Annotated in this window: 13 protein-coding genes; 11 read left to right on the top strand and 2 right to left on the bottom strand. The window is 65.3% G+C overall.

The features are described 5' to 3' along the window. The first annotated feature begins 1 nt into the window (after position 1). The 5 genes from ACK2SD_RS09945 (at position 2) to ACK2SD_RS09925 (ending at position 6435) form a co-directional block, all read left to right on the top strand. Positions 2-1075: a microcin C ABC transporter permease YejB gene (locus ACK2SD_RS09945; protein WP_317872451.1), complete on the top strand. Its 1074-nt coding sequence runs from the start codon at positions 2-4 to the stop codon at positions 1073-1075. A gap of 1 nt (position 1076) precedes the next feature. Next, a complete protein-coding gene (locus tag ACK2SD_RS09940; RefSeq protein WP_039578570.1) occupies positions 1077-2096 on the top strand; it encodes an ABC transporter permease in 1020 nt (339 codons plus the stop codon). Between the two features lies 1 nt (position 2097). Further along, positions 2098-3705: an ABC transporter ATP-binding protein gene (locus tag ACK2SD_RS09935; protein ID WP_412462004.1), complete on the top strand. Its 1608-nt coding sequence runs from the start codon at positions 2098-2100 to the stop codon at positions 3703-3705. Between the two features lie 43 nt (positions 3706-3748). Beyond that, positions 3749-4222 carry a GNAT family N-acetyltransferase gene (locus ACK2SD_RS09930; RefSeq protein ID WP_029612100.1) on the top strand — a complete coding sequence of 158 codons (474 nt, stop codon included), beginning with the start codon at positions 3749-3751 and terminating at the stop codon, positions 4220-4222. Positions 4223-4389: 167 nt separating this feature from the next. After that, complete coding sequence (locus ACK2SD_RS09925; RefSeq protein ID WP_412462003.1) at positions 4390-6435, top strand: PAS domain-containing protein; 2046 nt, start codon at positions 4390-4392, stop codon at positions 6433-6435. Between the two features lie 11 nt (positions 6436-6446). On the opposite strand, the gene ACK2SD_RS09920 is transcribed toward ACK2SD_RS09925, so the two are convergent. Continuing rightward, positions 6447-7379, bottom strand: coding sequence for a helix-turn-helix domain-containing protein (locus tag ACK2SD_RS09920; protein WP_412462002.1), 933 nt, complete (start codon positions 7377-7379; stop codon positions 6447-6449). Positions 7380-7847: 468 nt separating this feature from the next. Here ACK2SD_RS09920 and ACK2SD_RS09915 point away from each other — a divergent pair, with 468 nt between their 5' ends. The 6 genes from ACK2SD_RS09915 to ACK2SD_RS09890 are packed head-to-tail and all read left to right on the top strand — an operon-like array spanning position 7848 to position 13883. Continuing rightward, positions 7848-8933, top strand: a complete 1086-nt coding sequence (locus ACK2SD_RS09915) for a phenylacetaldoxime dehydratase family protein (protein ID WP_295483020.1) — start codon at positions 7848-7850, stop codon at positions 8931-8933. Then, positions 8930-9808, top strand: a complete 879-nt coding sequence (locus ACK2SD_RS09910; protein WP_317872446.1) for a transporter — start codon at positions 8930-8932, stop codon at positions 9806-9808. The genes ACK2SD_RS09915 and ACK2SD_RS09910 overlap by 4 nt, the downstream gene beginning before the upstream one ends. A 50-nt stretch (positions 9809-9858) precedes the next feature. Continuing rightward, entirely contained in the window at positions 9859-11373 is a 1515-nt protein-coding gene (locus ACK2SD_RS09905; protein WP_317872445.1) for an amidase, read from the top strand. Between the two features lie 30 nt (positions 11374-11403). Next, the gene (gene nthA / locus ACK2SD_RS09900) at positions 11404-12003 is read left to right on the top strand and encodes a nitrile hydratase subunit alpha (RefSeq protein WP_116888528.1); all 600 of its coding nucleotides are present in this window, start codon (positions 11404-11406) and stop codon (positions 12001-12003) included. Between the two features lie 39 nt (positions 12004-12042). Further along, positions 12043-12690 carry a nitrile hydratase subunit beta gene (gene nthB / locus ACK2SD_RS09895; protein ID WP_295483029.1) on the top strand — a complete coding sequence of 216 codons (648 nt, stop codon included), beginning with the start codon at positions 12043-12045 and terminating at the stop codon, positions 12688-12690. Continuing rightward, entirely contained in the window at positions 12687-13883 is a 1197-nt protein-coding gene (locus tag ACK2SD_RS09890) for a GTP-binding protein (RefSeq protein ID WP_116888529.1), read from the top strand. Before nthB ends, ACK2SD_RS09890 begins: the two co-directional genes overlap by 4 nt. A gap of 10 nt (positions 13884-13893) precedes the next feature. Here ACK2SD_RS09890 and ACK2SD_RS09885 read toward each other — a convergent pair whose 3' ends face one another. Then, the gene (locus tag ACK2SD_RS09885; RefSeq protein WP_029612094.1) at positions 13894-14331 is read right to left on the bottom strand and encodes a hypothetical protein; all 438 of its coding nucleotides are present in this window, start codon (positions 14329-14331) and stop codon (positions 13894-13896) included. Between the last annotated feature and the right edge of the window lie 33 nt (positions 14332-14364).

The raw sequence follows: 14364 nt of genomic DNA, 5'->3' as shown, positions 1-14364 counted from the left end.
CATGCTCGCCTACATCCTGCGGCGCCTGCTGCTGATCGTCCCGACGCTGTTCGGCATCCTCATCATCAACTTCATCATCGTCCAGGCGGCCCCCGGCGGTCCGGTCGAACAAATGATCGCCAAGCTCGAAGGCTTCGACGGCGCCACCAGCCGCATCGCTGGTGGCGGCGCCGAAGTGTCGGTGGCCGGTTCCAACTACCGCGGCGCGCAAGGCCTGGACCCGGCGCTGGTCGCCGAGATCGAGCGCATGTACGGCTTCGACAAGTCCGCGCCCGAACGGCTGTGGATCATGGTCAAGAACTACGCCCAACTCGACTTCGGCGACAGCTTCTTTCGCGATGCCCGGGTCATCGATCTGATCGCCGAGAAGATGCCGGTGTCGATTTCGCTGGGGCTGTGGAGCACGCTGATCATGTACCTGGTGTCGATCCCGCTGGGCATCGCCAAGGCGGTGCGCCACGGCAGCCACTTCGACGTCTGGACCAGCTCGGCGATCATCGTCGGCTATGCCATCCCCGCGTTCCTGTTCGCTATCCTGCTGATCGTACTGTTCGCCGGCGGCAGCTACTTCGACTGGTTCCCGCTCAGGGGCCTGACCTCGAACAACTTCGAGCAGTTGTCTACCACCGGCAAGGTGCTGGACTACTTCTGGCACCTGGTGCTGCCGATCACCGCGCTGGTGATCGGCAACTTCGCCACCATGACCCTGCTGACCAAGAACAGCTTCCTCGACGAGATCAACAAGCAGTATGTGGTCACCGCCAAGGCCAAGGGCCTGAGCCGTACCCGCGTGCTCTACGGTCACGTGTTCCGCAATGCCATGTTGCTGGTGATCGCCGGTTTCCCCTCGGCGTTCATCGGCATCTTCTTCACAGGTTCCCTGCTGATCGAGGTGATCTTCTCCCTCGACGGTCTGGGCCTGATGAGCTTCGAGGCCGCGATCAATCGCGACTACCCGGTGGTGTTCGGCACCCTGTTCATCTTCACCCTGCTGGGGCTGGTGGTGAAACTGATCGGCGACCTCACCTACACCTTGGTCGATCCGCGCATCGACTTCGCCAGCCGGGAGCACTGACATGGCCCTCTCTCCCCTCAATCGCCGGCGCTTCGAGCGCTTCAAGGCCAACCGTCGCGGCTGGTGGTCGCTGTGGCTGTTCCTGATCCTGTTCGGCCTGAGCCTGGGTGCCGAGCTGATCGCCAACGACAAACCGATCGCCGTGCACTACGACGGCCAGTGGTACTTCCCGGCCTTCAAGCGCTACCCGGAAACCACCTTCGGCGGCGAGTTCCCGCTCGAAGCCAACTACAAGAGCCCGTACGTGCGCGAACTGCTGAGCAAGAAGGACAGCTTCGTGCTCTGGGCACCCATCCCGTTCAGCTACCAGAGCATCAACTACGACCTGAAAGTGCCGGCACCGGCGCCACCGTCGGCCGATAACCTGCTGGGTACCGACGACCAGGGTCGCGACGTGCTGGCACGGGTCATCTACGGCTTCCGCGTGTCGGTGCTGTTCGCCCTGACCCTGACCCTGGCCAGTTCCATCGTCGGCGTGATCGCCGGCGCCCTGCAAGGCTTCTACGGCGGCTGGGTGGACCTGGCGGGCCAACGCTTTCTGGAAATCTGGTCGGGCCTGCCGGTGCTGTACCTGCTGATCATCCTCGCCAGCTTCGTGCAACCGAACTTCTGGTGGCTGCTAGGCATCATGCTGCTGTTTTCCTGGATGAGCCTGGTGGACGTGGTGCGCGCCGAGTTCCTGCGCGGCCGCAACCTGGAGTACGTGCGCGCCGCCCGAGCCTTGGGGATGCGCAATGGCCCGATCATGTTCCGCCACATCCTGCCCAACGCCATGATCTCGACCATGACCTTCATGCCGTTCATCCTCACCGGCGCCATCGGCACGCTCACTGCGCTGGACTTCCTCGGCTTCGGCCTGCCCGCCGGCTCGCCATCGCTGGGCGAACTGGTGGCTCAGGGCAAGTCCAACCTGCAGGCGCCCTGGCTGGGCATCAGCGCCTTCGCCGTGCTGGCCGTGATGTTGAGCCTGCTGGTGTTCATCGGCGAATCCGCCCGCGACGCCTTCGACCCGAGGAAATGACATGAGCCAAGACACCCTGATCGAAGTCCGCGACCTGGCGGTGGAGTTCGTCAACGGCGAACAGGTCAACCGTGTGGTCGATGGCATCAGCTTCGACATCCGCAAAGGCGAAACCCTGGCCCTGGTCGGCGAGAGCGGCTCGGGCAAGTCGGTCACCGCCCACTCGATCCTGCGCCTGCTGCCCTACCCACTGGCGCGCCATCCCAGCGGCACCATTCAGTACGCTGGCAAAGACCTGCTGCACCTGGGCGAAAAGCCCATGCAGCGCATTCGCGGCAATCGCATCGCGATGATCTTCCAAGAGCCGATGACCTCGCTGAACCCGCTGCACTGCATCGAAAAGCAGATCAACGAGATCCTCCTGCTGCACAAGGGCCTGACCGGCAAGCAGGCCACCGCTCGCACGCTCGAGCTGCTGGAACTGGTCGGCATTCCCGAGCCACGCAAGCGCCTGAAAGCCCTGCCCCACGAGCTCTCCGGCGGCCAGCGCCAGCGGGTGATGATCGCCATGGCCCTGGCCAACGAACCGGAACTGCTGATCGCCGACGAGCCGACCACGGCGCTCGACGTGACCGTGCAGTTGAAGATCCTCGACCTGCTCAAGGAACTGCAGGCACGCCTGGGCATGGCGTTGCTGCTGATCAGTCACGACCTCAACCTGGTGCGCCGCATCGCCCATCGCGTGTGCGTGATGCAAAGCGGCAAGATCGTCGAACAGACCGACTGCGCCACGTTGTTCGAGCAGCCCCAGCACCCCTACACGCAGATGCTGATCAATGCCGAACCCAGCGGCGCTCCGGCCATCACGCCGGTGGGCACGCCGCTGCTGCAGGTGGATGATCTGAAGGTCTGGTTCCCGATCAAGAAGGGGCTGTTGCGCCGCACCGTCGACCATGTGAAGGCCGTCAACGGCGTGAACTTCAGCCTGCCGCAGGGGCAGACGCTGGGCATCGTCGGCGAGAGCGGCTCGGGCAAGTCCACCCTGGGCCTGGCGATTCTGCGCCTGATCGCCAGCCAGGGCGGTATCCGCTTTCACGGTCAGTCGCTGGACAGCATGAACCAGCAGCAGGTACGACCGCTGCGCCGGGAAATGCAGGTGGTGTTCCAGGACCCCTTCGGCAGCCTCAGCCCGCGGATGTGCGTGGCCGACATCGTCGGCGAAGGCCTGCGCATCCACAAGATCGGCACGCCGGCCGAGCAGGAGGCGGCGATCATCGCCGCCTTGCAGGAGGTGGGCCTGGACCCGCAGACCCGGCATCGCTACCCCCATGAGTTCTCCGGCGGCCAGCGCCAACGCATCGCCATCGCCCGGGCGCTGGTGCTCAAGCCGGCGCTGATCCTGCTGGACGAACCCACCTCGGCGCTGGACCGCACCGTGCAGCGTCAGGTCGTGGAGCTGCTGCGCACCCTCCAGGTGAAGTACAACCTCACCTACCTGTTCATCAGCCATGACTTGGCGGTGGTCAAGGCGCTGAGCCACCAGTTGATGGTGATCAAGCAAGGGCAGGTGGTGGAACAGGGCGATGCGCAAGGGATATTCAACGCACCGCAGCATCCGTATACCCGACAACTGCTGGAGGCCGCGTTTTTGCAGGCGCCCGTGCGATGAGGACAGTGATCGAGGAAGGTGAATGGCGAGTGCAGGGGGCCGCATGACCTATCGGATACGTGACGCCACCCAGGATGATGCGCAGGCCATCAGCAGCGTCGTAGTTGCAGCACTGCGTATCAGCAATTCGCAGGACTATCCACCTGAGGTCATCGCCAACGTAGAGCAGCATTTTTCCGCGTCGGCGATCAAGAAGCTGATCGTCGCGCGCAGGGTCTTCGTGGCGCAAGATGATGGGCAACTCGTGGGTACGGCCAGCCTTGATGGATCGGTAGTCAGGACGGTGTTCGTAGCGCCGCACGTACAAGGGTGTGGCGTCGGCCATCGGCTGATGACGCATGTTCATAACACCGCAGTGCAAAACGGGATCAGTCGCCTACAGGTTCCATCGTCCATCACCGCAGAGGGTTTCTACGCTCGGTTGGGCTACCAGAAGCTTCGTGAAGTCATGCACGGCGCAGAACGAACCATCGTTATGGAAATCCGGTTGGATGACACCTTGCCTGATCAACCGTGATGCGCCGCCTGCACACTGCCGTACCAGAAAGATCCTCCACGACCCTGCCGAAAAAGATGGCTTAAAGCCACACCCCCACGGATCGAATACGCCCCGCTGCGGTCTGTGTCTGTATCCGTAGTGCCCACGGCACCACCGTCCCACCCGCAGCACTCTCGAGGCTCCACATGGATTCCAACGTCCCTCCGTCGCCCAGTACCGGCGACGAACCTGCCAGCGTGCTCGAACGCCTGCAATTGGCCTTGGATTCCGGTGCGATCTCAGGAACCTGGGTCTGGGACATTCCCAACAACAGCATCACTGCCGACCTGGAGTTCTCCCGCTCCTTCGGCCTGCCCGCCGAGCGCTGCAAGGCTGGGATTCCCATCGAAGAGGCCGTTGGCTCCATCCACCCCGACGACCTCGACCAGGTGGCCGAGGAGATCCAGCGCACCTTGCAGCGTGGCGGCGCCTTTCGCAGCGAGTACCGTGCCCGCCGCGACGACGGCCAGTACCGCTGGATCGAAGCCAGCGGCCATGTCGAACTGGACGCCGACGGCGCGCCGATACGCTTTCCCGGCGTACTGATCGACATTGAGAGCCGCCGCGCCGCCGAGGCCGAGCGCGACCGCATGTCCGCGCTGCTGCGCACCTTCGCCGCTGCCGTGCCTGGTGTGGTGTACGCCAAGGACCTGCAAGGTCGCATGCTGGTGGCCAACCAAGGCACCACCGACCTGATTGGCAAGCCGCCGGAGTTCTACCTGGGCAAGACCGACCTGGAGTTCCTCGAAGACAAAGAGCAGGCACGCCAAGTGATGGCCACCGACCAGCGCATCATGCGCGAAGGCAAGGCGCAGCAAGTGGAAGAACGGGTCGACCTGGCAGACGGCACTGCGACCATCTGGCTGTCGCACAAGGCGCCGCTGTTCGACGACCACGGCAAGGTGATCGGGCTGATCGGCTCGTCCATCGACGTCACCGCCAAACAGGCCGCCGAGCAGGCGCTACGTGAGCTCAACCGCACCCTCGAGGCACGTATCAGCGAAGCGGTGGCGCAGAGCGAAGCGGTTCAAGCGGCGCTGAGTCAGGCGCAGAAAATGGAGGCCGTCGGCCAACTCACCGTGGGCATCGCCCACGACTTCAACAACCTGCTGGCCGGCATCACCGGCAGTCTCGACCTGATCCGCCTGCGCCTGAACCAGGGCCGTACCGCAGACTTGGAGCGCTACGTATCGGTGGCCCACACCGCTGCCCAGCGCGCGGCGGCCCTCACCCACCGCTTGCTGGCGTTTTCCCGCAAACAGACGCTGCTGCCGGTGCCCACCGACATGAACGCGCTGATCGGCGGTATCGAAGAACTGATCCAGCGTACCGTCGGCCCCACGGTCAACGTCACCGTCGACCTCAGCCCCACCCTGAAGACCTGCCTGGTCGACCCGGTGCAGTTCGAAAACGCCCTGCTCAACCTGTGCATCAACGCCCGCGACGCCCTGCCGGGCAGCGGCAACCTCAGCATCCGCACCGCCGCACGCACTCTGCTCGGCGCGCAGGACGGCGGCGACAGTCTGCCTGCCGGCAATTATCTGTCCATCGTGGTGGAAGACGACGGCATCGGCATGGACGCTGCGACCCTGGCCAAAGCCTTCGACCCCTTCTTCACCACCAAGCCGGTCGGCCAGGGTTCGGGGTTGGGATTGTCGATGATCTATGGCTTCGCCAAGCAGTCCGGCGGACAGATCAGCCTGGAATCCGAACCCGGCCAGGGCACCCGCGCCTGCCTGCTGCTGCCGGTACACGACACCCAGCCGCTGGCCGCAGGCGAACCCTTGCCGTCGCTGGCGCTGCCCGACGGTGAAGCCAGCAAGAACATCCTGGTGGTCGACGACGAGGCCTCGGTGCGTGCCTTCGTGACCGAAACCTTATCGGCCCTGGGCCACGTGGTCATCGAAGCGGCCGACAGCAAGGCGGGTCTGCAGTTGCTGCAATCGAACATCCCCATCGACCTGCTGGTAACCGACATCGGTCTGCCCGGCGGCATGGACGGTCATTGCATGGCACTGGAAAGCCGCAAGTACCGGCCGGGATTGCCGATCCTGTTCATGACCGGCTATGCCCACCCCGAGTTGCTGGAGAGTTCCCCGCTACGCAGCCAGTGTCCGGTACTGAGCAAACCGTTTTCCCTGGAAGCCCTGGTGCAGCAGGTGCACGCCTTGAGCTACACGGCCTCGTCCTGAGCCCGCACGCGTCAATCACGCTTGAGCAGCGTGCAGGGTGCGACACCGAAGGCTTTGCGAAACGCATGGCTGTAATGTGAGAAATCGCTGAAGCCATAGTCCAGCGCCGCTTGCGAGATGCTCTTGGCCTCACCCCGCTCGAGCGCTCGACGACTGCCTTCCAGGCGCTCCTTCCAGATGGCCGCGGCTGGGGTCTTCTGGTGGCGGGCAAAGGCGCGGGTCACCGTGCGTGTGGAGACGTGGTGCGCCTGGGCGATGCGCTCCAGGCTCAGTTCGGGGTCGGCCAGGTGTTGACGGATGTAGTGCATTACCCGCCCGTGCAGATCCAGCTCGGCATGGGTGATGGTCAGGTCCTGCCATTCCAGGCTCAGCACCAGCAGGTCCAGCAGCGTTTCAGCATAGCGCGCGCTCAGCGCGCCCTCGCCCAAGGTGCCGTGGCTGGCGGCTTGCTGAAGCATGGCGCGCAACGGCAACACGCCCGGCCGGTGCGCGTCCAGCACCGTGGCGGTGCGTTGCTCGATGCCGGGCACCCGCGACGCCAGCCAGTGCCGGGGAATGCGCAGCAGGTGATTTTCGGTACCACCCAGACTGAAACGGAAACGCTGGTCTGCGTCGTAAAGAAACAAATCGTCCGCCGCCAGCCGAGCCTGACGCCCGCCTTGCTCGAACTGTCCATAACCTTGGCGGGTGAACCCCAGCCATAGATCGTCGTTTGGATCGCTGCGGACGTGGTCCTGCTCGCGGGCCCAATGATGCAGCGGCGCCGACAAGGTATACAGCTCCAGCGGACCGATGCCCTTGACCCCCAGCGTGCCCTGGAAATCGCTCTGCGACGCCGGTTCGCTGTCCGCCTTCAGGCAGTGCTGGCAGACCACGTCGCGCCAGTAGTCGAAACGGCGCGGCGCCTCCACGGCAAGGGTCGAGTAGCGATTCGAATCAGGCATGGCTTGGACCTCGAACGGCGCGGTGCAGCGTGTGGAGTGGAGTGACGCGAGTACAGGGGCAGCAAGTTTCACGCCAGCGCCGCAAGGCCGCACAGTCCATCGCCCAACGTTGAAAGCCGCACCCTTCTGGTGCTTGCCGCCAGTTCCAGCCCCATGCCGGTACAGCGCCCGGACGCTGTCCTTCCCAACCAACAGGTTGTCCCGACCGACCAAGCGGCGCGCCCAGACGCTGCCTAGGCTTTGTTTGAAAAGTCTTGAGACGAAGGTCAGGCAAGGCGAAAACCGCCGAGGAAGCGGAGTTTACGGGTTGTAAATGAGCATTCCGAGGCGGTTTTCAACGCAGCATCACCGAGTATCAAGGCTTTTCAGACAAAGCCTAACGTTTAGCCGACGCCGGGCGCATCCCGGCGCCGCCAAGGCTGCGTGCACAGCGCCTGATGACGACCAAGAAGAATAAGGAGCCGCCCCATGGAATCCGCAATCGACAAGCATCTGAAATGTCCCAGGACGCTTTCGCGTCGGGTCCCCGACCACTACCAGCCGCCCTTCCCGATGTGGGTGGCGCGCGCCGGCGAAGAGCTGCGCCAGGTGGTGATGGCTTACCTGGGTGTGCAGTACCAGGGCGAAGCACAAAAAGCCGCGGCGCTGGCTGCCCTGCAGCACATCGTCGCCAGCTTCGCCCTGACCGATGGCCCGCTCAACCACGACCTGACCCACCACACCGACAACAGCGGCTACGACAATCTGATCGTGGTCGGCTACTGGAAGGACCCCGCCGCGTACTGCCGCTGGCTGCGCAGCAGCGAGGTGGATGGCTGGTGGTCGGCCGAGGCACGCCTGCACGAGGGCCTGGGCTACTTCCGCGAGGTGGTGGCGCCGCGCGCCGAGCAGTTCGAAACCCTGTACGCCTTCCGCGAAGACCTGCCCGGTGTCGGCGCGGTGATGGACAGCACCAGCGGCGAGATCGAGGAGCATGGCTACTGGGGCTCGATGCGCGACCGCTTCCCGGCCTCGCAGACCGACTGGATGGAGCCCGATGACGAGCTGCGCATCCTCAGCGGCGACCCGGCCAAGGGCGGTCGGGTGATCGTCGGCGGCCACGACAACATCGCGCTGATCCGCTCCGGGCAAGACTGGGCCGAGGCCGGCCCCGAGGAGCGCTCGCTGTACCTGGACGAAATCCTCCCCACCCTGGAAGCCGGCATGGACTTCCTGCGCGACAACGGCGCGCCGCTGGGCTGCTACAGCAACCGCTTCGTGCGCAACATCGACCTGCAGGGCAACCTGCTCGACACCAGCTACAACATCGGCCACTGGCGCTCGGTGGAAAAGCTCGAACGCTGGGCCGAATCGCACCCCACCCACCTGCGCATCTTCGTCACCTTCTTCCGCGTGGCCGCCGGCCTGCAGAAGCTGCGCCTGTACCACGAAGTGTCGGTCAGCGATGGTCGTCAGCAACTGTTCGAGTACATCAACTGCCATGCCCAGACCGGCATGCTGCGCGATGCCAAGCCCGCGCCCCAGGCGTGCCCGGCACAGGCGAACGCCTCATGAACGCGGCTAACTCCACCCTGCGCCTGCTCGGCCTGGGCCTGCTGCTGCCAGGGGTTGCAGCGAATGCCGTGGAAGTGGCGCCCGGCGACTATGAACAGTACCCGGTCGGCGCCACCATCGGCGCGATCTACTACCAGCATTCGAGCACCAACGCGCTATATGCCCAGGACCACAAGGTCAGTTCCGATTTCAAGCTGCGCTCGGACATCGGCATCCTGCGTCTGCTGCACGTGATCGCCCTGAGCGACACGGTGACCCTCGACCCGCAGTTCCTGCTGCCCTTCGGTCACGTTTCCGGGCATGACGACGCCTCCCCCCTGGGCAGCGCCGACGGCATCGGCGACCTGATCCTGGCGGCACCGGTCAAGCTGCGCCTGAACGACGCCCGCGACACCTTGAGCCTGACCCCCTACCTGTTCGTGCCGACGGGCAATTACGACCGCGACGATCCGCTGAACATCGGCGAGAACCGCTGGAAGTTCGAACTGCAAGGCGCCTACGTCAAGCATTTCGACGAGCACTGGGCCTTGGACCTGGTCGGTGGCGCCACCTGGTACGGCGACAACGACGACTACGGCCCAGCCAGCCAGCGTCTGGAGCAGGACGTTTCCTACGCAGCGCAGATCATGGCCCGCTACATGCCGGATACCGCCACCACCTTCGCCATCGGCGTGGGCCACACCTGGGGCGGCGAGACCGAAATCGAGCAGTTGAACCAGGACAACCGGCTCGGCACTACCAACCTGCGCCTGACCGCCACCCGTTTCGTCACCCCCAAGGACCAGGTACAGGTGCAACTGGGTCGCGACCTGGCGGTGGAAAACGGACCCAAGGAAGACCTGCGCGTGAATCTGCGCTATGCGCATATTTTCTGATCGGCGGCCGCCACGCCCGCCCTCATCGACCTGACCCCAAGGACCGCACCATGGCCATCGACCGCCCCACCGCCGAACAATTGCAGGCGCTCGCCCAGCGCCTGCACATGCACTTGACACCCGAACAGGCCAGCGAATACCTGGCCTTGATGCAGGGCAGTTTCGAGGCCTACGACCTGATCGACGAACTGCCCGACTACACCCCGGTAGCACCCGCCTCACCGCGCCCCAGCCATCGCCCAGCCTCGAGCGACAACCCGCTCAACGCTTGGTACTACCGCTGCGAAGTGAGCGGCGCGGTGGACGGCAAGCTGGCCGGGCGCAGCGTCGCCCTCAAAGACAACATCGCCCTGGCCGGCGTGCCGATGATGAATGGCGCCACGCCCTTGGAAGGCTTCGTGCCCGGCTTCGACGCCACGGTGGTGACGCGCCTGCTGGAGGCCGGCGCGACCGTACTGGGCAAGGCCACCTGCGAGCACTACTGCCTCTCCGGCGGCAGCCATACCTCCGACCCGGCACCGGTGCACAACCCGCACCGCCACGGCTATGCCGCCGGCGGCTCGTCGTCGGGCAGCGCCGCGCTGGTCGCCGCCGGCCAGGTGGACATGGCCGTGGGCGGCGACCAAGGTGGCTCGATCCGTATTCCCTCGGCCTTCTGTGGCACCTACGGCATGAAGCCGACCCATGGTTTGGTGCCCTACACCGGGATCATGGCCATCGAAGCGACCCTCGATCACGCCGGCCCCATCACCGCCAACGTACGCGACAACGCGCTGATGCTCGAAGTGCTGGCCGGGGCCGACGGCCTCGACCCGCGCCAGGCCGCGCCGCAGGTCGATCACTACACCCAGTACCTGGACCGCGGCGCCAAGGGTCTGCGCATCGGTGTGCTGCGCGAGGGCTTCGAGTTGGCCAACCTCGATCCACGCGTGGCCGACAAGGTCAACGCGGCCATCGAACGCCTCGCCTCACTGGGGGCTCAGGTAGCGCCGGTGTCGGTGGCCGAACATCGGCTGGCCGGTGCCTTGTGGCATCCCATCGGCTGCGAAGGCCTGACCAGCCAACTGATGCACGGCAACGGCGCCGGCTTCAACTGGAAAGGCCTGTACGACGTGGCCCTGCTGGACAAGCAGGCCGGCTGGCGCACCCAGGCCGACCGGCTGTCGCCTTCGCTGAAGCTGTGCATGTTCGTCGGCCAGTATGGTCTGGAGCGCTACCACGGGCGCTACTACGCCAAGGCGCAGAACATCGCGCGCCTGGCCCGCGCCGCCTACGACCAGGCGCTGCAGCACTGCGACCTGCTGGTGATGCCGACCGTACCGATCCTGGCCCAGCCACACCCGCCCAAAGACTGCTCGATCAGCGAGTACGTGGCCCGCGCCCTGGAGATGATCGGCAACACCAGCGCCCAGGACATCACCGGCCACCCGGCGATGTCGATCCCCTGCGGTCTGGTCGATGGCCTGCCGGTGGGCTTGATGCTGGTCGCCCGCCACCATGCCGAGGGGCTGCTGTACCAGGCCGCCGCCGCCTTCGAAGCCAGCGCCGACTGGCGCACCTTGTAACCGACCGTGCCCGCCCCTGAGGAGATCACCATGAGCACATCAGTGCCGACACCCGAAACCACCACCCCCGGCCAGCGCGCGCGCGCCCTGCTCAAGGTCATGCGCGACCAGGACATGATTCCCGACGGCTACATCGAGCACCTCACCGACCTGATGGAGAACCAGTGGGATCCGGCCAACGGCGCACGCGTGGTGGCGCGCGCCTGGGTCGACGAGGACTTCCGCCGCCTGCTGCTCGAAGATGGCACTGCGGCCTGTGCCCAGTTCGGCTACACCGGGCCACAGGGCGAATACATCGTGGCATTGGAAGACACCCCACAATTGAAGAATGTCATCGTCTGCAGCCTGTGTTCGTGCACCGCCTGGCCGGTGCTGGGGCTGCCGCCGGAGTGGTACAAGGGCTTCGAATTCCGTGCCCGGCTGGTGCGCGAAGGCCGCACGGTGCTCAAGGAGCTGGGCACCGAACTGCCGGCCCAGACCCAGGTACGCGTCTGGGACACCACGGCCGAAACCCGCTACCTGGTGCTACCGCTACGCCCGGCTGGCAGCGAACACCTGGACGAACAGGCCCTGCGCAGCCTGGTCACCAAGGACGTGCTGATCGGCGTCGCCCTGCCCGTGGTGCGCTGAGCCCAGCGCTTTCTCCCTCTTCCAGACAGGTACATCTGCATGAACGGATTTCACGACCTCGGCGGCTTCCAGGGCTTCGGCCAGGTGCCCCACCGCATCGACAGCCTCAGCTACAAACCGGTGTTCAAGGACGACTGGGAGCACCTGGCCTACAGCCTGATGTTCGTCGCCTGCGACCACCTGGGGCTGTTCAGCATCGACGAAGTACGCCACGCCGTCGAACGCCTGGACGTGCGCCAACACGTCGGCACCACTTACTACGAGCGTTATGTCATCGCCACCGCCTCGCTGCTGGTGGAAGCCGGCGCGATCAGCCGCGAGGCGCTGGACCAAGCGCTCGGGGCGCCATTCAAGCTGGCCAACCCGCCGCACAGCAAAGGCCGTGCAGCCATTGCCGACCGTGTGCCGTTCGAGGTCGGCGAGCGGGTGCGGGTGCGCGACGAGCACGTCGCCGGTCACGTGCGCTTCCCCGGCTACGTGCGCGGCAAGGAAGGCGTGGTGCTGCACCGGACCCGCGAGCGCTGGCCGTTCCCGGACAGCATCGGCCATGGCGACCGTTCGGCGCTGCTGCAGCCGACCTACCATGTGCAGTTCGAGGTGCGCGACCTGTGGGGCGACGCCGCCGACGACGGGCAGGTGGTGGTCGACCTGTTCGAGAGCTACCTGGACCGGGTGCCGCAGTCGTGAACGCGGCGGCGAACCTGCCCACGCGTCTGCCGGTGACGGTGCTGTCGGGGTTTCTCGGCGCCGGCAAGACCACCGTGCTCAACCACATCCTGCGCAACCGCGCCGGCCTGCGCGTGGCGGTGATCGTCAACGACATGAGCGAGGTGAACATCGACGCCGAGGACGTCGAACGCCAGGTCAGCCTCAACCGCGGCAGCGACCAATTGGTGGAGATGAGTAACGGCTGCATTTGCTGCACATTGCGCGCTGACCTGCTGGAGCAGGTCAGCCATCTGGCGCGGGCCGGACGCTTCGATTACCTGCTGATCGAATCCACCGGCATCTCCGAACCGATGCCGGTGGCCGAGACCTTCGCTTTTCTCGACCGCGATGGCTTTAGCCTGAGCGAGCTGGCGCGCCTGGACACGCTGGTGACGGTGGTCGATGCCAGCAGCTTCGAACAGTTGCTCGGCTCATCGATGCCAGCCGGCGGCGAGCCAGGGCAACGGCCACTGGGCGAGTTGCTGATCGAGCAGGTGGAATACGCCAACGTGATCCTGGTGAACAAGCTCGACCTACTGCCGGAGGCGGCTTATCCAGCGTTGGAGGCGATGCTGCAGCAGCTCAACCCGCAGGCGCGGATCGTGCCCATGGTGCGCGGGGAGATTGCCTTGGACCGCGTGCTGGGCACGCGCTTGTTCGACCTGCCGAGCCTGGCGCGCTCGCCGGGCTGGATGCAGCAGATGGACACGCTGGGCACGCCTGAGCCGGAATCGGCCACCTATGGCATCGTCTCGTGGGTGTACCGCGAGCGTGCGCCGTTTCATCCGCAGCGTCTGCAGGCACTGTTGCAGCGGCCCTGGCGCAATGGTCGACTGCTGCGCTGCAAAGGCTATTTCTGGGTGGCCAGCCGCTTCTTTGAAATCGGTCTGCTGGCGCAGACCGCCGGGCACTTCCAGTGGCAGCACGACGGGCGCTGGTGGCGGTTCATCGACCAGACACAATGGCCGGTCGATGCTTATCGTCGCCAAGCCATTCTCGACAAGTGGGACGAACAGGTGGGCGACTGCCGACAGGAGATCGTGTTCATCGGCCAGGGGCTGGACTGGCAGCTCCTGCGCGAGGAACTGGACGCGTGCCTGCTCAGCGAGCAGGAAATCCTCGAGGGCCCACAGCACTGGCGGAGGCTGCCGGGAGCCGAGGCCTTCGCCTGAGGGTGCCGCCCTAGGCCAATTGTGGCCTTTCTTCAACCACGGCTGGCCGCTCGATGGCCCTGATCGGCAGCAATTGCGCGCCGGCCCACAGCAACTCCAGCGCCAGGATGGCCCCGATCAGCGCAGTGGCGCCGTGCAGCAGTGCATAGACTTGCCAGGAGGCGAACAGCAGCCGGCCTACCGCGTCATAGCGGCCCAGGCGCCGCTCGGGATGACGAATGCGCAGCCAGGCCCAGACACACACGATCGAGCCCATCAAGTTGGCCATCATCATCTGCACCGGTTCGAATGCCGGCAGGTTGCCGCTCAGGCCCAATGTCGCGTGGAGTGCCGTCAGCCAGCCGTGCAGCAGCACGAAGGTCCAGGGCGTGGCGAACGCGACGGTGATGGCGAAGTCATACACGCCACTGGCGCGCACCAGACGACGGTATTGCGAAGGGGTCCACATGCGGGCTGCTCCTGAGCATCAATGAAGGCGCCA

This window comes from Pseudomonas sp. SC11 (assembly GCF_047039205.1).
Lineage (GTDB): Bacteria > Pseudomonadota > Gammaproteobacteria > Pseudomonadales > Pseudomonadaceae > Aquipseudomonas > Aquipseudomonas boreofloridensis.
This window is presented reverse-complemented; position numbering and strand designations above follow the sequence as displayed.